10 protein-coding genes are annotated in these 19,777 nt (G+C 35.2%); 8 read left to right on the plus strand and 2 right to left on the minus strand.

Going from position 1 to position 19,777, the window contains the following annotated elements; translation table 11 throughout:
* From ACN19N_RS00995 to ACN19N_RS01005, 3 genes are all read left to right on the plus strand, one after another.
* A complete protein-coding gene (locus ACN19N_RS00995) occupies positions 1-3,261 on the plus strand; it encodes a DEAD/DEAH box helicase (RefSeq protein WP_309004433.1) in 3,261 nt (1,086 codons plus the stop codon).
* Between the two features lie 70 nt (positions 3,262-3,331).
* Positions 3,332-3,919 carry a class I SAM-dependent methyltransferase gene (locus ACN19N_RS01000; RefSeq protein WP_270913291.1) on the plus strand — a complete coding sequence of 196 codons (588 nt, stop codon included), beginning with the start codon at positions 3,332-3,334 and terminating at the stop codon, positions 3,917-3,919.
* A gap of 7 nt (positions 3,920-3,926) precedes the next feature.
* On the plus strand, positions 3,927-4,952 hold the full coding sequence (locus ACN19N_RS01005; protein ID WP_270913292.1) for an HNH endonuclease: 1,026 nt from the start codon (positions 3,927-3,929) through the stop codon (positions 4,950-4,952).
* On the opposite strand, the gene ACN19N_RS01010 is transcribed toward ACN19N_RS01005, so the two are convergent.
* Positions 4,945-6,855 (minus strand): hypothetical protein, encoded by a 1,911-nt coding sequence (locus ACN19N_RS01010; protein WP_270913293.1) that lies wholly within the window; start codon positions 6,853-6,855, stop codon positions 4,945-4,947. The two genes, ACN19N_RS01005 and ACN19N_RS01010, sit on opposite strands and share 8 nt — an antisense overlap.
* A gap of 61 nt (positions 6,856-6,916) precedes the next feature.
* The gene (locus ACN19N_RS01015; RefSeq protein ID WP_309004432.1) at positions 6,917-10,102 is read right to left on the minus strand and encodes a DEAD/DEAH box helicase; all 3,186 of its coding nucleotides are present in this window, start codon (positions 10,100-10,102) and stop codon (positions 6,917-6,919) included.
* A gap of 249 nt (positions 10,103-10,351) precedes the next feature.
* Here ACN19N_RS01015 and hsdR point away from each other — a divergent pair, with 249 nt between their 5' ends.
* The 5 genes from hsdR to ACN19N_RS01040 are packed head-to-tail and all read left to right on the plus strand — an operon-like array spanning position 10,352 to position 19,745.
* Positions 10,352-13,867, plus strand: a complete 3,516-nt coding sequence (hsdR, locus tag ACN19N_RS01020; RefSeq protein WP_270913297.1) for a type I restriction-modification system endonuclease — start codon at positions 10,352-10,354, stop codon at positions 13,865-13,867.
* A gap of 19 nt (positions 13,868-13,886) precedes the next feature.
* Positions 13,887-15,449, plus strand: coding sequence for an N-6 DNA methylase (locus ACN19N_RS01025; protein ID WP_270913299.1), 1,563 nt, complete (start codon positions 13,887-13,889; stop codon positions 15,447-15,449).
* Positions 15,449-16,978 (plus strand): restriction endonuclease subunit S, encoded by a 1,530-nt coding sequence (locus tag ACN19N_RS01030; RefSeq protein ID WP_270913301.1) that lies wholly within the window; start codon positions 15,449-15,451, stop codon positions 16,976-16,978. The genes ACN19N_RS01025 and ACN19N_RS01030 overlap by 1 nt, the downstream gene beginning before the upstream one ends.
* On the plus strand, positions 16,978-18,618 hold the full coding sequence (locus ACN19N_RS01035; protein WP_270913304.1) for an AAA family ATPase: 1,641 nt from the start codon (positions 16,978-16,980) through the stop codon (positions 18,616-18,618). Before ACN19N_RS01030 ends, ACN19N_RS01035 begins: the two co-directional genes overlap by 1 nt.
* A 47-nt stretch (positions 18,619-18,665) precedes the next feature.
* Positions 18,666-19,745, plus strand: a complete 1,080-nt coding sequence (locus ACN19N_RS01040; protein WP_346808804.1) for a hypothetical protein — start codon at positions 18,666-18,668, stop codon at positions 19,743-19,745.
* The last annotated feature ends 32 nt before the right edge of the window (positions 19,746-19,777 follow it).

A 19,777-nucleotide genomic window follows, 5' to 3' on the forward strand; every position in this document is an offset into this window, starting at 1 on the left:
TTGAATAAAGCAACATTTTCATCTGACTCAGTTTTACATAATTTAAAAGATTTTCAACGTAATACAGTTCATTGGGTGTTCTCTAAACTTTTTGAGCGTGAACATAATGCGAGATTTTTAGTAGCTGATGAGGTTGGCTTAGGTAAAACCTTGGTTGCTAGAGGTGTAATTGCTAAAACGATCGAACATTTAAGTACCCATCAAGAGCGAATTGACATTCTTTATATTTGTTCAAATGCTAGCATTGCTACTCAGAACATCCGTAGATTGAATGTGACCAATAAAGATGAAGTGGTTAGAGCGACACGTTTAACCTATCTAGTAAGAGAAACTTCTTTATTGAAGCAAAGTCAGGTTAATTTTATCAGTCTGACACCGAGTACTGCATTGGATCATACCCGAAGTAAAGGCGGGCAGGCCGATGAAAGAGCAATACTTTACTATCTTCTAGAACCATTATTTGCATCAACCCAAGTCAAAACAGCGCTAAAAGAATTGCTCAGATGTAAGGTCGGGCTTAATCGTTGGGATGAACGAATAGATGAATGTTTAAATCAAGGCAAGGAAGTTTATGATCAAACTATTGTGAATTCATTTAGACAAGAGCTTCAAAAAGATCTAAAGCTAATGAAGCAGATTGAAGAAACAAGTATTCATTATAGTGATTCGGCTGAATCTGATATCTATGTCATACAGTTGAGAGATAGGTTAATAGCAAAGCTTAGATCAATTTTAGCCTCTGTTAGTTTGTCAGCATTGAAACCTAGTTTAATTATTTTAGATGAGTTTCAACGTTTTAAAAACTTGTTAATTCAACAAGCAACAGATGGTCAAAGTATTGATAATGAAGCACAGATGATTGCTGAAAAGATTTTCTCAGATGATCAAAGTAAAATTCTTATGCTTTCAGCGACACCTTATAAAATGTATAGCGTACAAGGGGAAGATGAAACAGATCATTATGCTGAATTGATGCAAATCCTCGGTTTTCTTTTTAATAATGAGTCTAAGTTAGAATTTCTAAAAAAACTAATGTTGGAGTACAGAAGGGAACTTGCTTTAGGCTTTACGAATAGAGAAAAAATTGATGATTTGAAGCGTAAAGTAGAGAATAACTTACTTGAAGTAATGTGCCGCACAGAAAGAGTATCATTGAGTCATGATAATAATTCCATGCTTTCAGAACATAATGAAAGTTCGGTACTAGATGTGGAAGATTTGAAGTACGCAGCCTCAATGAGAAATTTGTTAGATTCACTCAATGTGAGCAATGTGACTGAATATTGGAAGTCCATACCTTATACGCTTAACTTTATTAAAGATTATGATTTGGGTCGGAAAATTGAAAATACTAAACTATCTCATGAATCTGAATTTTCAGAAAAATTTAAAAATGGACTGAGAGAAGCCAATAAATATAGCCTAAAAAAAGAGCATATTCAAAAATATAAGCCTATCCCATTGAATAATTCTAAACTTCGTTTATTGATTAGAGAGACCCTTGATCAAGGGATGGCAAAATTATTATGGATGCCACCATCTTTAGTTTATTGGGAACCTTATGGCGTTTATAAGGGGAAAAATCATTTGACGAAACAACTGATCTTCTCTGCATGGAATGCTGTTCCAAATGCGATTGCAGCATTTACCTCTTACGAGGCAGAAAGGTTAATGTATGGTAAAACACAAGACTTGACTTATTTTAAAAAAAATACACCTTCGAGACCTCTAGATATTAAGACAAAATCTTTTCATTTTCTCAGCCTCTTATATCCTTCTATCACCTTAGCTAAGCTAGATCCTTTGGATTTGATTTTGAGTGAAATCGATTTAATTGAAGTCAATATTACTTCAATTAAATCTCTAGTAATTGATCAACTAAAAAAACAATGTGTTGTTCTAGATAGTTTTAAAGATCCTGATATATCTGATTTTGATACTAATTGGTATTGGTTGGCACCTATTTTATTAGATATTGTGCTTGAGGATGATTTGGATTGGGAATTGAGGTTTGATACATGGGCAAGTCATTTCTCCCAAAAACTAGATGATGACACTGAGACATTAGAAAATAAGACCATTTTAGGTTTTGTGGATGCAATTAAATCAATAGTCAAGGAACTTTTAGGTGGGAGGAGGTTAGGCGGATTACCAGAAGATTTTTTTGAGGTCTTAGCTGATATTGTTCTAGCATCACCTGCATTATGTGCATATCGGGCATTAAAACGTGTCCTAACTGAGAAGGAGGTTAAGAACGATGCACATGAATTATTTTTAGGCGCATTACGCATTACAGCAGGTTTCCAAAGTTTGTTTAATGTTCCTGAAAATGTTGGATTGATTAAATCTCTTAGTGGTAAATCCTATTGGCGAAAGGTACTCCAATATAGTTTACAAGGTAATTTACAAGCATTATTGGATGAACATATCCATGTACTGATAGAGTCTTTAGGTTTAACTAATCGATCTGCGTGTGCACGTATAAACGAAATTTCAGAGTCTCTTTATTCAGTATTAACGCTACGTACAAGCCATGTACGGGTACATCAATTCAAAGTAAGAAATAATCAAGTGGTTGATGATGCTTTTGATGTACGTTGTAAATTCGCTTTAAGATTCGGTAGCGGGAAAAATGAAGCAGGACAAGAAATTCGAATTGAGAAAGTAAGAGATGCTTTTAATTCACCTTTTAGACCATTTGTACTAGCATCAACATCTATTGGTCAGGAAGGTTTAGATTTTCATTTATGGTGCCATGCAGTTATGCATTGGAATTTGCCCTCAAATCCAATTGATTTGGAGCAGAGAGAAGGTCGTGTACATCGTTATAAAGGCTATGCAGTTCGGAAGAATATTGCAGAATTTCATAACTTTCATACTTTGAAGCCTGTATACCATACAGGTCAAGATCCATGGAAAATACTTTTTGACAAAGCCTATTTAGAGAAATGTACATCTAAAAATGACATGATTCCGTTTTGGATTTCAGAGAAAGGAACAACCACGATTCAACGCTATGTTCCATGGCTGCCGTATAGTAAAGAAGAGAAAAAGCTGACCCGATTAAAATCAGATTTAAGCCTTTATAGAATGGCATTTGGTCAGCCAAGACAAGATGATCTTTTAGCAAGATTTCAGGATATACAAGATATAGAACAGTTGTCAGCGTTTTGGATTGATCTCAGACCACCGTGTTCTAGTAGAGCTATTGAAAAAAAGTACAAACATAAGATTGATGTTGAAGCTAAGTTGGGAAACTAAGCAAGTGGATGGGGGAGCTTTTGCTCCCTTATTTTTTTGGTAGAATCGAAAAAAATTACTTATGTTATAAATGAAACAAACTTTAGATTATTACGATATAAATGCATTAGGGTTCTTCGAGTCTACATTCAAAGTAGATATGGAGAGCCTATATCAACCATTTTTACGCTATCTACCAGACCATGCCTTTATACTTGATTTAGGTTGTGGTTCAGGTAGGGATACCTTGGCTTTTAAGAATAAAGGTTATCAGGTGGCAGCAACAGATTATTCAAAAGAACTGGTTGATAAGGCAAGTCAAGTGACTGGAATTGATGTGCGTTTTGAAAGCTTCTATGAGTTGGCTGAGCTAAATCAATATGATGGTATTTGGGCATGTGCTTCACTATTACATTGTGAAAGAAAATACTTACCTGATGTGTTGGGAAAAATACTAAAAGCATTAAAAGTGAATGGTATCTGCTATATGTCATTTAAATATGGCGCGGGAGATCGTTACAAGGATGGACGACAATTTACAGATATGGATGAATTACAAGCACAGAGTTTGTTAAAAAAATTTGCTAATATTTTATTGTTACAACAATGGATTACCATTGATAAACGTTCCGATCATAATGAAGATTGGCTGAATATCGTATTTCAAAAACAAAATTGAATAAATAATGTCAGTATCTGTACCAACACCACAGCAGCAACTTAAGTTTCTGAAACAGATTCAGCAAATTTTGCATTCAGGAAGTTTTTCTTCGACTTATAAATTTGCTTTATTGATGAGTCTTTCCCGCTTGGCAATTGAACAAGGGTGTGATACTGGAGAAAACTTAACTTTAGACTATCTGGATATTGCAGAAAAATTTATAGATTTATACTGGAAGCAGACTTTCCCATTTCATTTTAATGAAAATGAACCATTCCTGTTACAACAGAATAATGGTAAGCAAGCAGGAATTATTAGCTTAATTCATACAGCCCAACAACGGTATAAATCCCTTGCTTTAGCCAGACGAGACCATGTGTACTGGCTGCAATTGAAAAAGAAAGTGGCAGATATCGTAAAGAAGATGCCTGTAACTTACCTACAAAATTTGAAAGGTCAAAATATTGAGTTTTTATATCGTTTAGAAGAGTCTCGAAAACAACTCATACTTTTGCCAAATGTCATGTATTGCTTACGTCAATTCAGTGAAATTATTGAAGAGTTATGTCAAAAAAAGTGGGTTGATTTTGTCAGGTTAAATAAAGGTAATTTATTGGTTCTAGATGGCTTGCCTGATTTGGCAACATTCATGTTTGAGCCAAGTCGAAGTCAGCTTCGACAAGTAGGGGCATTTCTAGTTGACCTACAGGCATGTAAGTGTTTTTACTGCCAAAAGCCAATTAAGCAAAATAAATGGGCTGTAGACCATTTCATACCTTGGGCAATGTACCCAGCAGATACAGGTCATAATTTTGTGCTTGCAGATGAAAAATGTAATTCAGCTAAAAGTGATTTCTTGGCGTCAGAAGAGTTTTTATTTCAATGGCAAGAGCGAAACCAAAACTTTGATAGTTTAATTACGGATGAATTGTCGAAGTTTGGTTTTCTGACAGATATTGGACGGTCACATAGTGTTGCTAGTTGGGCATATCGACAGGCAAAGGATAATGGATATTTATTGTGGACAAATAAGCCCTATTCGTTTACATAAATTTAGAGTATCTATCTATAAGTAGTTGATGGTCATGGAATTCTATAAAAGGTTTAAGAGCTAAATAAATTTTCTCTTGTAGATTGATGTCTATCCATGATTCATCACCATAGATACATTCACACATGGCTCTGAAAATAAGTTCAATTTCATGATTATTCATTAAAAAAATCTCTTCTTCTACTCTACTTATGAGTGCATTAAGAAGTTCCTCAAAATTTGCAAATTCTTCATTATAGAAATCGAGCTTTGAAGAAATATAAGAAAAAAAGCCTTTTGCATTTTCAACTAAAGGAATGAGACAAAGATAGAGCTGTGAAATTTCATTAGTTGTGAAATAGGCTCGATTGCTGTGATGGGAGATGTAAAATGCTTGAAGTAACTCAATGGTTTTCAATATACCTAAAGTCCGATAGAAGTGATCTTTTAGCAAAGCAAACTCACGAATGTCTCTGATATAACCAAAGTCTTCTAAATCCTTGAAACCTTTAATTCTTTTTAAGGGGGAAAAATAAGTAAAAATGCTTTTCTTTTTATCCCAGCTAATAACTTCAGGAATAAATCTCTCTGTTATCCATTCAAATGAAGTTTGACAAGACCACCATTGTTTTTCTGATACAGGGATTTTGCTAAGGGGCGGTTCCCATAACAAGGTGAGTTCATCTTTGTCATTGATATCTTCAATGTTTTCTGCCCAAAACATACCATGATAAACATCCTCTACAGGTTTATATTTTTCTCCTGTATATAGTTGTATGAAATTTCGAGATGCTGAAAATATATGCCATTCAGTGTCTCCATTATCTACATCATGAACGTGCGTAAATTTAATCATTAGGTCCCAAATTTTCTTGGACAATGTACATAAAGCAACGTATGTTCGACCATTCCATGAAATAAAAGGAAAGTTATAAGCTTTCCATATGTCTTCAATTTTTTGTATTGCTCCGAGATAGGCAGAAGTAAGATTGTCTGCAACTTCTGTAATTTGTTGAATAACTTCAATTGGTAGATTAAAGCGACAGTTTTGTAAGTCTATAACCTCAGATTGATTTGATGGAGTACCAATATAAAATGGTCTATAGCGAGAATGGATAGGTTGTCCTGAGTTCCCTAAGAAATTTTCTAACATCCATTTGTTTTCTAGAATAACACTTGCCCCATGAGCATCATGAGTTTTAACCGTAATAGTGGCAGAGCCGACATGGTTTTGTGTTGGTAATAAAGCCGAAATTTCAATCCACTTTTTTTTAATTTTCCAATTGCCATCCTCAAAAAAGGATTCATCAAAATCTGAATAATTTAATGAAGAGAAATCAAGAAATTCTTTAGCCGCTTCTCGATTATTTTCATCAGGATCAATTAACGCTTTATGTAATGTCTCAATAAAGTGAGTTCTAAGCATCCATTCATTGTAAAACTGACTTTCAGGAGCCATTGGAAAGAACTTGCTAACAATGTCAGGATAGGATTGTGACATTGTGGTTAAAGTTACGGCTGTCCATAACTCGGACTCAATTCCTAAAGCATGTAGTTCTTGGTGTATCTCATGCCATTTCTTCGAAATATTTCTAGGTACTTCTTCTTGTGCAAGGATAATGACATATTTATTTATGTTAGGGAGTAAGTCGTTTTGTTTGAACTTTTTTATAGTTTTCTCTAGTTCTTGAATTGATAAATTTCCCCAGCATTTGCATTCATAAACAGCTAGCATTCTAGGGGATTTTACAAAATTGGCGCAAATATCAAGCCCACCCTGATAGTGTCCATTACCTTTAATACGGTGAACATTGTTTAAATTTTTATCTTTAATAAGTAACCATTCGCAATATTGTTCAAATTGCTCGCTGGTAAGTCGTGTGAATGGTAATACAGTAGCATCGAATGGAATATAATTTTTCATAGATTAATTTTTTATAAAAATGTATATTATTTAACCTTTTTTGATTTTTATACACGAAGAATTACTTATTGAAATAACATTTAAGTTTAGTCTCAGTCATATCAATAACAGTAGAATAGATGGAACTCAAGAAATCATACATATCTGTAGTAATTAAAGAAATGTTTACTCCTGGTTGAGCTATTGAGAAAACAAACTCAACATTTGTGTACTTTAGTGCTTTATTGATCTCGTTTAGCTCATCTTGCTCACCATAGTAAAATCTCTTTCCAGCAAGAACGCCTGTTTGATTGCGGCGTAATAAATGTCGTATTAATTCTTCAGGTCTCCATTTATAACGTAAAGATATTATTGCTTGTCCACATACTTCATATAGATCGGATAGCCTTGCTCCAGCCTTTTCTTTAGAATATTTACAGTGAGCAAGTTCAAAACGAATAAGATTTTCCTCTTTGAATATTGCAATAATATCTGCGGCCTCTCCAGAATTATCATCATTAAAGACAATATTGGCCCCGTCAGAAATAAACTTTTTCATCATAAATTCTTGAATGGAATTTGTACGCATTCCTCCATCTTTATAGATAGATTCAATCTTAAAATTTACATCATTCCATTCCAAAGCTTCCATTCTCTCTTTTGGAATTCGATATTCTGGTTTATCACTAAATTTTGTATGGATACATCCTGCGATAGTATCACTATTAATTAAAAAAAGTGTTGGTGGGTAGTCTTCTAAGAATTTTTTTAATAGTATTTCATCTTTTTTTATACCTGAAATATATATTTTTTTATCTTCTAATCTTTCAATTTGGAACCCTTTTTCTCCGCCTAACGTAAGTGAAAATAAGATTTCAGTTTCATAAATAGATATCTTGAAATGAGCTGTCTGGGTAGTAAAATTAATAAAATTAATTTTTGCTTCAGAGAGTAGATAAGAAATTCCATCTACCTCTAAAGTTAGCTTATGTATTTTTTCATAAAGATCTTCTGCCCAATCTGTACCTAAAACAACCATATTGTCAGGATATTCTTCTAGCTGAATTTTTTCAGCTGAGTCCTCTAGAATTTGATTCGCATCAATGTTGGGATCTGTAATTACTTTTCCAATATTAATACACCATTCTTTCCACTCTTTTAGATCAGCAGCTTTAGAAGGGCTCCAGACTTTACCTTTAATCGATGCTCCTATGCTGATAGGTTTACCTTCTTTAAAACCGATACCAACAAAATCTGATTTCTTGCATCTATTTCCTTCTTTCCATTTGCTTAACTCAGCTGTTACATCAGCCCCACTCAGTCGAGAGTAGCGATGTAGATGATTAGCTGGTTTGAAGATACCTGCATGGACAATACTTAATCTTTTTATATTGTGAAAAGCTTTAAAAACATTATCATCTTTAATTTGAACTGCCGTATCTAGACTAATTTTTTTAATTAAATTTTCAATATCAAGTAGTTTATCTGAGTATCCTAAATAAAGAAGTTTAGTTGAAATGTCGTAATGTAAAACAATAAGCCCCCAAGTTTGATCCCTAATTTTATCTGAACGAGCCCATTTTACTTTGTCCCGACTTTGTGTGGTGAAATAAAAAACATTTTCTAATTGATTAAAATAGGGTTGGGAAATAGCATATCTATTTATGTTAAATGCATCTTTAAATTTAAGCCAATCTACTTTATCCGCATGAAAACAAACGCAGCTTAAAGCCGGGTATACTAACTTGGGATTTAATGTGATATCGGGAGAGTCAAAGCCAGCATATGGTTGACATCCTTGTAAAAATGAAAGGAGAGATTCTGCTTGAGCTTTTCTAGCATCTGCAATTTGGCTAATAACATGTTCCCATCCAGTGCCTTCTTGAAATAAGTTCTCCAATTCTAGAGACATATTTTCTTCAGCATAATTTACAATGAACGAGGCATCTCCAAGTCCCTCCTGTGTTCTGGTAAAACGACCAATAAACTGTAGTAAGACAGAGATGGATTTATGCATACCGTGAACAGCAGCAATTTTAAAATTAGGATAATCAAAACCTTCTTTAAGCATATCTACACAAATTACAATGTCATACATATCCCTTTTTATATCTTCAATAATTCTTTTTCTTTGGGGGGAGTCAGAGTGAACAAGTGTAATTCTCTCATCTGGAAAACAGCTTTGATATAGCGCTAAAAGCTCGGTAGCTTTTTCTAATCTATTAGCTCGAACCATAATTCTATGATTTTTCCAGCCTTGTTTTCGATCTGCTATTAACTTTTGTACAGCGGCTTGGGCGATAGCTAAATCTTTCTTTTTTGGATGTCTTTCATCCACTGCGATAAGTGAAATTTTTGAAAAGCATTTATCTTTTAAAGCTTGAGAAAGTGGGTAATTGAAAACTACCTTACCCTCTATAGGCTGTCTATCATGTCTGTAAGGTGTAGCTGTGAATTGAACAATTTTAGATGTTTTAAACAATTTTTTTAGCAGATCCCATTCACGTGCTTTGACATGATGAGCTTCATCAAAATAAACATTACTAAAAAGTTTTTGAAGTTTATTATGTAGTTTAATTGGACTACGAGCCAATAATGCAGGTGTTGTAATAACAACTTCGGCCGAATTTATTACATCTATATCTTCATCAGTTGTTATTGTTTTTTCGAGTGCGATAATCTTGGGGTTTTTAAAATTGTAAGGGATTACCCCAAGTTCTCTAAGCATCCCCCAGTTTTGAAATTTTTCAAAAATTTGTTCTTTTAAATCTATAGTTGGAACAATAACTAACGTTTTAATAGCTTGCGTTACAATACTTGTTAGGAGCATTGTTTCGGTTTTGCCTGTCCCTGTAGGGAGCACAACTGTGGCTACCCCATTTTCTAAAGACCAATGTGATAAGAGAGAGTGTATGGCTCCAATTTGTGCGGGACGAAGGCTCTTTTCTGTTGCATGCTGAGGTAAAAGCTGTACTTCGGTTAAACTCTTCTCGTACTCAAATTTTGGAAATAAAAGATTATTCTTTATTTTATAGCTATTTTTATACTTTGTGAGTTCAGCTTCAAATTGTAGACCAGATTCTTTATGAATTAGTGTATAAGTACAATTTTCTTTTTTTTGAATAAAAAAAATATTTTCTTTTTGAGGTAAAGCTAAACGAGATATACTGCCTATCTTATTTTTTTCTTTAGAAACAAAAAGATAGTCTTTGGTTGAGTATTCTTCTTCAAACAATAAATATTGATTAGTATTAGAATGTGAATTCATATTCTTTGTATAAAAATAAAATAGAATTTAACAACTAATTTAGTTCTTAGCAATTGATTTGCCTACCTAAGTTCTAAATGAAATCAGATCTATTCTCCTAGGAAATATATATAGATCTTTTGATCTATATAAGTCATTGTTCGGCTAATATAAAAGATATTTATTTGGCGTAAACTTGTAACCTGATGTCATTATAGTTTGATTATCTAGTTATTACCTTTGATAAAAAATAAGACTGAGAGATTTAGCGTGACACTTGAATCGACAAATTTTGCTTTTTTGGTTGAGTACGACCCTTTATTCGTTGAATTGGCTGGGGCAGCTGAGAGAGCTTTCTATAGCGATCCTAATACAACTTTAATTAAGCTTCGTCAGCTAGGGGAAGCTATTGCACAACATATGGCGGTAACACTTGGTATTGAATTTAGTGAGCAAACCACTCAGGCAGACTTAATTTATAAGTTAAACGGTGAGCTAAAATTAGATAAAGTTGTACGTGATTTATTTCATACTTTACGGATTGAGGGTAACAAAGCAACTCACCAATTTAAGACCAAACATAAAGAAGCTATTAGTGGTTTAGTTGTAGCGCGTAATTTAGCAATTTGGTTTCATCGATCTTTTGGTAAGGCTGGACCAGATTTCAAACCAACACCTTTTGTTCCTCCTGCTGATCCTAGTTTACAATTGCGAGAGTTGCAGGCTGAAATATCTAAATTAAAAAATGACTTACAAGCCACTAATGTTCAAGTGGATTCTAGTCAGCAGTTGAATGAATTAATTGCTAAAGAAAAAGCAGAGTTTAAAGCATTAGCTTCAGCAATGGATGAGGCTGCTCAGAAATTTGCTATCCAAGCTAAAGCCCATGAAGATGCGCTTGCAAAGCAGCAACGAGAATATGAAGAAAAGGTTAAAGAGTTACAGCAACAACTTTTAAGTAAGAATGAAAAAGAAGTTTCTGTCAAACGTCAACAGATTGGTCGTAATGCAAGAACAGCAAGTCAATCTATTGTATTAGATGAAAAATTGACTCGTATTTTAATTGATCAGCAGTTGCAAGAGGCTGGTTGGGATGCCGATACACAAGAACTAGATTATCGTAAAGGTGCTCGACCTGAGAAAGGGCGAAATATTGCAATTGCTGAATGGCCTATGCGAGGAAATATTAAAGGTGAACGTGCTGATTATGTGCTGTTTTCAGGATTAACGCCAATTGCTGTAGTTGAGGCAAAAAAAGAAAATCTGAATGTGGCTGGCGCTATCACTCAAGCTGAACGGTACAGTCATGGAATAACGATCGAAGCTCCACTACAAGGTGCTTGGCTGCTAGAAGGATTATCACAACCTTGGTCTGATGGTGTTGATAGCTTCTATCATATTCCTTTCGCTTATTCTTGTAATGGTCGCGAGTATTTCAAACAATCGGCAGAACAGTCTGGAACTTGGTTTAGAGATGTACGCAGTGTGAGTAACACTAGACGTCCATTACAATCCTTTCATAGTCCAGACGGTTTATTAGATATCCTTAAACGAAGTAAAGAAGAGGCGCAACAAAAATTAAAAGATGAGCCTTTTGGATATTTAAAAGTTCGTGATTATCAACAAAAAGCAATTATTGCAGTTGAAAATGCTTTATCTCAAGGTGTTCGTTCAGCGCTGTTAGCAATGGCAACAGGGACTGGTAAAACAAGAACAATTATTGGTTTGATGTACCGTTTTTTAAAAACAGAAAGATTTAAACGTATCTTATTTTTAGTAGATCGTACTGCTTTAGGTCAGCAAGCGCTTGATGCGTTCAACGAAGCTCCATTAGAGCAAAACTATACGTTATCTAAAATTTATAATGTAGCTGAGCTGGGTGATATGACTGCTGAAGCAGAGACACGTGTGCAAGTGGCAACGGTGCAGGCAATGGTCAATCGCATATTTAAGAGTGATAACCCACCTCCAGTTGACCAATTCGATTGTATTATTGTGGATGAAGCCCATCGGGGGTATGCCCTAGATCAGGAAATGACTGAAGGCGAAATCGCAACTCGTGATGCCGCTCAATATCTATCTAGCTATAGAAGAGTGTTGGACTATTTTGACGCAGTCAAAGTAGGTTTAACAGCAACTCCTGCAAAACATACGAGTGACATATTTGGTAAACCCGTCTATACCTATTCTTACCGAGAAGCAGTCGCAGATGATTGGCTTATAGATCATGAGCCACCGATTCGTTATGAAACTTTACTTTCTCAAAATGGGATTAAATTTTCCAAAGGGGAAAATGTTAATGCGATCAATACACAAACAGGCTCAATCGAAAGTGCTGAACTCGATGATGAGCTTAATTTCGAAGTTGATGCTTTTAACCGTCAAGTAATTACTAAAGACTTTAATAGAGTGATCTGTGAACAATTAGCTCAAGAAATTGATCCATTTGGTGATGAGAAGACCATGATCTTCTGTGCGACCGATGCTCATGCTGATATGGTGGTACGTCTTTTAGGGGATGCTTTTAAAGATATTTACAATGGTGGGTATAATCAATCTGCGGTCGCCAAGATTACAGGTAAAAGTGACAAGGTTGATCAACTAATTCGTCAATACAAAAATGAGAGATACCCGAGTATTGCAGTTACTGTTGACTTACTTACTACAGGGATTGATGTTCCTAAGATTTGTAATCTTGTGTTCATGCGCCGAGTGAAGTCTCGTATTTTATATGAACAGATGATTGGTCGTGCGACCCGTCGTTGTGATGAGATTGGCAAAACTGTTTTTCGTATCTATGACCCTGTGGATATTTATGCTGCTTTGCAAGATGTAAATACCATGAAGCCGTTAGTAAAAGACCCGAATGTAACTCTAGAACAACTCGTTGAAGAGTTAACAGATCCTGAAATGTTGAACAGAGCATTAAACTGCCCTGGTGAGCAATTAGGGGAAACACATGCGCATGTTGTCCTGAGTCAGCTAAGCCAAAAATTAATGAGAGTTTTGCGTAAAGCTGAGAAAAAAGCAGAAAATAAGCCGTTATTAAAACAAAAGTTAAATGAATTGCAGGAACAGTGGGGTGTTGAGCCTAAGACACTTCATAAGCATTTACATGATCTAGGCCCTAAAAAGGCTGCTGAATTTATGATACAGCATTCAGGCTTAGTCAATCAGTTAGCTAAAGTTGATGAACTTCTTGGTTCTGACAGGAAGCCTATTATTTCAGAGCATCAGGATGAGTTGGTCAATCGAGAACAGACTTATGGTGCAAATCAAAAGCCTGAAGATTACCTAGATCAATTTAATCACTTTATTAAAGAACAGTTGAACTTGTCTGTTGCTTTAGGTGTAGTGGTAAATAGACCTAAAGATTTAACTCGAGAGCAGTTAAAAGAAGTTAAGTTGTTGTTGGATGGCAACGGGTATAATGAAGCCAATTTGCGGAGTGCAGTTCTCCAGCAAACCAATCAAGACATTGCCGCGAGTATTGTTGGGCATATACGTCGGGCAGCTTTAGGTGAAGCATTAATTCCATTTGAACAACGTGTCATGCAAGGGATGCAACGAATTTATGCTATGCATCCATGGACATTAGCCCAACGTAAATGGTTGGAACGTTTAGCAAAGCAGCTTGTACATGAAGTCATTATTGACCGTGAGTTTGTTAATAACCGCTTTAGTGATCAGGGCGGTGCTAAGCAAATGGATAAAGTGTTAGGCAATCAGCTCGATACTGTTTTAGATCAATTGAGCGAAGCTATTTGGCTTTCGCAAAGTGCGTAATTTTTAATTTGGATTGACCATGACAAATAATGATATTGTTCAAAAACTCTGGAATCTGTGTGATGTATTGCGCGATGACGGCATTAATTACTCAGATTATGTGACTGAACTGGTTTTATTATTATTTATTAAAATGGTTCATGAAAACACTGAAGCTGGCACTTTAAAGAGTCATCCTTTACCTGAAGGATGCCGTTGGGAAGATTTAAAAGGAAAATCTGGTCTAAATCTACTTAATGATTACAAGCGCATATTATTGAGCCTATCAACAGGTAAAGACCACGATGGAAAGCAGATTCATGAAGACCCTCTAATTTCTGCTATCTATGCAGATGCGCAGACACGTTTGCGAGAGCCGCGCCATTTAGAACAAATGATTAAGACCCTAGATCAGATTGATTGGTTTAGTGCCACGAAAGATGGTTTAGGTGATTTATACGAAGGTTTATTAGAAAAGAATGCCTCTGAAACAAAATCTGGTGCAGGCCAATATTTTACACCACGTCCCTTAATTAATAGTATGGTACGTTGTTTAAAACCGCAAGCTGGAGAAACAATTCAAGACCCTGCTGCGGGTACTGCTGGATTTTTAATTGCTGCTGACCAATATATTAAAGAACAAACAGATGATCTGTATGATTTAACGAGTGATCAACAAAAATTTCAAAAGAATAAAGCTTTTGTTGGTGTTGAGCTTGTTCCTAGTACGCGTCGTTTAGCCTTAATGAACTGTTTACTGCATGGTATGGAAGGCGATGATGAAGGTGTGATTCACCTTGGGAACTCTTTAGGGCAAATCGGGGCAAACTTGCCGAAAGTGGATGTAATTTTAGCAAACCCTCCATTTGGTACATCAAAAGGTGGAGAAGCTAGTATTACTCGTGATGATTTAACTTATCCAACCAGTAATAAACAATTAGCATTCTTACAACATATTTATCGTGGTTTAAAACCGGGTGGGCGAGCAGCTGTTGTATTACCTGATAACGTTTTGTTTGAATCAGGTACAGGTACAGAAATTCGTCGGGATTTGATGAATAAGTGTAATCTGCATACGATTTTGCGTCTACCGACAGGGATTTTTTATGCACAAGGTGTGAAAACGAATGTCTTGTTTTTTACGAAAGGCAGTGTTGAAGAAAAATACCAAGAAGAAAATTGTACCAAGCAGGTTTGGGTCTATGATTTGCGCACAAATATGCCAAGTTTTGGTAAACGAACACCGTTTACAGAGCAACATTTAAAGCCATTTGAAGTGGTATATGGTGATGACCCTAAAGGTACTAGCCCAAGACAAGAAGGTGAATATAGTTTTGATGCTTTATCAATAGAGTTAGCAAATGACGATGCAAACCGAAATGTAGATAAAGAGTTAGCTCATAGCCGTTGGCGCTGTTTTAGCCGTGAGTGGATTGCTAAGAACAAGGATGATTCATTAGATATTAGCTGGCTAAAAGATAAAGATAGTGTAGATGCTGCAAATTTACCTGAGCCTGAAGTTTTAGCGAGTGAGGCTAAAGAGGAACTGGTAGCTGCATTGGCTGAGCTAGATTCGTTATTAGCTGCTTTAGGGGTTAATTGATGAGTCAGAAAGAATGGTTGCCTAATGGATGGGTGATAGCGAAGGTCGGTGATTATTTATTTTTGAAGAATGGGTTTGCTTTTAAAAGTAATAGTTATGTTCAACCTAATGATGTGACATATCCTGTTATTCGCATTTCTGATATTGATGGCATGTATGCATCAGATGCGGATGCGATACACGTTTCGGACCCTGTGGTTGGGTTCGAAGTCTGTAAAGGCGATTTGCTGATAGCAATGTCTGGGGCAACAACCGGAAAAATTGGAGTATATAAAGGCAAAGAGCCAGCGTTCCAGAATCAGCGAGTTGGTAATTTAAAATTACGCTCAGATAAGTTAGGCAGTACGAGATTTAGGAACTATCTTATTGCTTCATTAAGCGAGAATATTCTTAAAGAGGCTTATGGTGGGGCACAGCCTAATATTTCGGGAAAAGCTATTGAGAATATGGAGATTCAACTCCCACCACTAGCCGAACAAAAAGTCATTGCAGATAAGCTTGATACCCTACTGGCTCAAGTAGAGAGCATTAAAGCTCGTTTAGAGCGGATCCCTGAGATTCTTAAACAATTCCGTCAGTCTGTGCTTGCTGCTGCTGTGAGTGGGAAGTTGACGGAGGAGTGGAGAGGGAAACAATTAGGCAGTTCACCTATAACTCGAAAGGATATTTTAGAGGCTAGGAAATCACATTGGGAGCATGCGGAGTATCAGAGACTTTGTAGACAAGATAAGGTTCCAACTAATGAAAAATGGAGGGCAAAATATAAAGATCCAGAATCTGTTCTGGATGAAGATTGCTTTGCACTACCTGCAGGCTGGTTGTGGACTAATCTCGGGGAGTTAGCTTGGAGTGTTAAAGATGGACCACACTTCAGCCCGAAATATACACAGGAAGGTGTCCCATTTATATCTGGTGGGAATATTACTGAAAAAGGAATTAATTTTACTCAATGTAAGTTTATTAGTAATGAGCTCCATGAAGAATTATCTAAAAGATGCAAGCCTGAAATAGGTGATATTCTTTACACGAAAGGGGGCACTACAGGAATTGCCTACTTTAATCAGGAAAGTAGGGATTTTAATGTATGGGTTCATGTTGCTGTCTTAAAAATAACAAACGTGATTGACGGGAATTATCTAGCGAAGGCTATGAATTCGAGTCATTGCTACCAATTGTCTCAGAGATATACTCATGGGGTGGGTAATCAGGATCTAGGTTTAACTAGGTTGATTAAAATTACAGTTCCAATTCCTCCTTTGGAGGAGCAATTGGAAATTATAAATCGAGTGGATCAGTTATTTAGCACTAGTGAGAGCATAGAGCAGCAAGTGCTGTCTGCTTTAGATCGTGTAAATAACCTTACTCAATCTATCCTATCTAAAGCATTTCGGGGAGAGCTCACTGCTGAATGGCGTGAGGCTAATCCAGAGTTAATCAGTGGTGAAAACAGTGCTGAAGCATTATTGGAAAGGATTAAAGCAGAGCGATCAGCTAAATCTGTTACAAAGCCTGGTCGAGGTAAAGCATAATGCGTTTATTGTCTTTAGAGCTAATTGGGCAATATAAGGGCTTAAAAAATCAATATTTTGATTTTCGAAATACTAAGGGAAATATTCATGCTTTGATAGGCTTGAATGGCTCTGGTAAGTCTCAGCTTCTTGAGTTAATCGCAGAAACCTTTGCTTATCTTGAGCGTTGGCAGCGTGAGGATTTTGTTGTACGAACTCCATTACCATTTGAAGTAAGTTTGGAGTATGCAATAAAAAATCAGAATCAAACTGAAGACGTGATTTTGGTGAATATTAATGAGAATGAGGTCAAGTCTTATAAGATTACTAATGATGGCGAACAACATCTATTGCTTTTAGGAGCTCCATTACCTGATTTTATAGTGGGTTATGCATCTGGATTGAATGAAAATCTTCAGCGTGCTTTTATGAAAAACTCATTACAGTACTTTGAAATTAAAAGAATAAGTGCACAGCGTCAAAAACTATTAACTGAGAGTGTTGATGAAGAGCAAGTTTCTGAAATTAATAAAAAATTTCTTAAGAAATATCCTCATATATTCGATAATCTCTATTCTGAAGATTATGATCAAGAGAACTATTTAAGTCTTAGGGAAGTTAACCCACAGCCAAGTAATCTTATATATCTGGATTACGATAGCACAAGCCTTTTGTTGTTGAGTCTCGTTTTATTACCTTTAGAAAAAGTTGAACAGATATTAGGGGAGTTAGGCTTTAAATATCCTATAAAGGCTAAGATTTATTATGATTTGAGATCGGGGGTTATCGATACAGATGCGATCCGTGATATAAAAATGCTCGTACGGTCTGTTGGGGAAAATAATATAACTCCTATTGGAAATAGAACGACTAATGATCAATTTGATCAATATGAGTTAAATTTTCTAGCTGGTATAATTGAGCTTGATTTTAGTAATTCGAGTATTTTGAATAATTTACGAGAAGCTAATTATCATGATCCTAGATCGTTTTTCCTAAGATTGTTGAAATTACAACAATTAGGGAATAAAAAATGGCCTATTACTAATAGAAGAAAGTTAGCTAAAGATGACTTTATTGAAACAGTTAAAACACCTTTGAAAACTCAGTTACCTTTAAGTATGGTTGAGCTGAGATTTCTGAACAATAAGAATCAGGAAGTATGTTTTGATGATCTTTCTGATGGTGAAGCTCAACTTATGCAGGTGTTAGCAGCTTCAACTATTTTTGGTCTTGGGCAGTCTCTCTTTTTATTTGATGAACCAGAAACACATCTTAATCCTTCATGGCGAACTTACTTCCATACTTACCTTGAAAAAGCATTGAATCTAAATGATGAGGGAGTTGAAGATTCACAAATATTTTTATCAACACATTCACCATTTATGATTTCTTCACTTAAAAAAGAAAATGTCTTCTTTTTTGAAAGAAATCACAATGGTTTGATTGATTTAAAACCTGTTGAGGAAGAAACTTATGGGGCCTCTTTTGATGTGATTATTAAACGGTACTTTGGGCTAAGATCTTTGATTTCTCATAGTGTCATTGATGAAATACGTGAGCAATTAAAATTCGGTGATGCTCAAGCTAAGCAATGGATTGAAGACAATTTGGGTCTTTCAGCTGAACGTGCATATTTGATTAAAAAGTTGAGTGATTAATGCTTTTTAGATTACATCCACAAACTCCTAAATTTCGAGTTTTCGAGTTGTTAAATGAAGAATTAATTTATTTCTTAAACAAATCTATTAATCAGCAGAGATTTGGGAGACGTCTATTTAGCTATACTCCTGTTGGTAAAGCATGTTGGAATAACTTTAGAAAACCAACTGGTAAAAATGATTTAACTCGTGATAAATTTAAAAAATTATTTCTATGTCTAAAAGGCGAAGAACAATTAATTCGTGAACAATTGTATCAAGTAATGATTGATAATCAAAATCTTGAAAATTTTTTTTCAACGCCTAATCCCAATTTAATCAGCTTTTTATCGCAAGAAAGTTTTGAAGCATTTAAAGTTCTAGCAACACATCTATATGAAAGTACTAAAGAATTGCAGCCTATTATTAATCAAGCTGGTGGTGTAAACATCTTAACTCATTTTCTTGAGTTTCGCTCAGATTCAATCAATGGAAATGTTTGTAAGGCCTGTGGTATGTCTACATTAGCAGATATTAGAGCAAATATTCCTGATGAAAAACAATGGAGGTCGGATTATGATCATCAATTATGTAAATCAGATTACCCATTGTTTTCAGTCCATCCTGACAATTTAGTTCCTATATGTGATACTTGTAATAAAAAAGCAAAAGGAGACGATAATCTCTTTTTTAAAAATAATAATATAAGATTTAGCTTTTATCCTTATACAGAATCCGCTTACAACTGCTTAGAACTAAAAATCATTAATTTGCGAGATCCTGTACCTATTATAGAACTTAACTGGAATACATCAGATCCAGATTTAATCAGTAAGTTGGATACATGGAATGATATCTATGAAATAAAAAACAGAGTTGAGGGTGAGTTTCGGTGTTTAGATGAAACAATTCTAGATATAATTAATCCTATAGATTTTAATGATTTCCAAGTACAAGTTCTACGACATGCTAGGCCAGTAGGCGATGAAACTCTCAAGAGAAAACCTTGGGCATATTGGTATCAGAAGTTTTTTTGTGAATTGAATTCTACAGATAAAGCTGCTTTTTGGCAGAAAAGTCGATTTTTTTGTGATATGGCGGAAGAAAGTGCTTTTTATATTTTAAATCGGACGAATAATCCTTCTTAGTACTATACTAAAAAAATAGATTAAGAAATTGA

Source organism: Acinetobacter sp. LF10, from assembly GCF_048585715.1.
Lineage (GTDB): Bacteria > Pseudomonadota > Gammaproteobacteria > Pseudomonadales > Moraxellaceae > Acinetobacter.

Excerpts from the sequence above, each read along its gene's own strand:
- ACN19N_RS01015 (WP_309004432.1), bottom strand. The coding sequence starts at position 10,102 with ATGAATTCACATTCTAATACTAATCAATATTTATTGTTTGAAGAAGAA.
- ACN19N_RS01010 (WP_270913293.1), bottom strand. The coding sequence starts at position 6,855 with ATGAAAAATTATATTCCATTCGATGCTACTGTATTACCATTCACACGA.
- ACN19N_RS01005 (WP_270913292.1), top strand. The coding sequence starts at position 3,927 with ATGTCAGTATCTGTACCAACACCACAGCAGCAACTTAAGTTTCTGAAA.
- ACN19N_RS01000 (WP_270913291.1), top strand. The coding sequence starts at position 3,332 with ATGAAACAAACTTTAGATTATTACGATATAAATGCATTAGGGTTCTTC.
- ACN19N_RS01030 (WP_270913301.1), top strand. The coding sequence starts at position 15,449 with ATGAGTCAGAAAGAATGGTTGCCTAATGGATGGGTGATAGCGAAGGTC.
- ACN19N_RS01035 (WP_270913304.1), top strand. The coding sequence starts at position 16,978 with ATGCGTTTATTGTCTTTAGAGCTAATTGGGCAATATAAGGGCTTAAAA.
- ACN19N_RS01025 (WP_270913299.1), top strand. The coding sequence starts at position 13,887 with ATGACAAATAATGATATTGTTCAAAAACTCTGGAATCTGTGTGATGTA.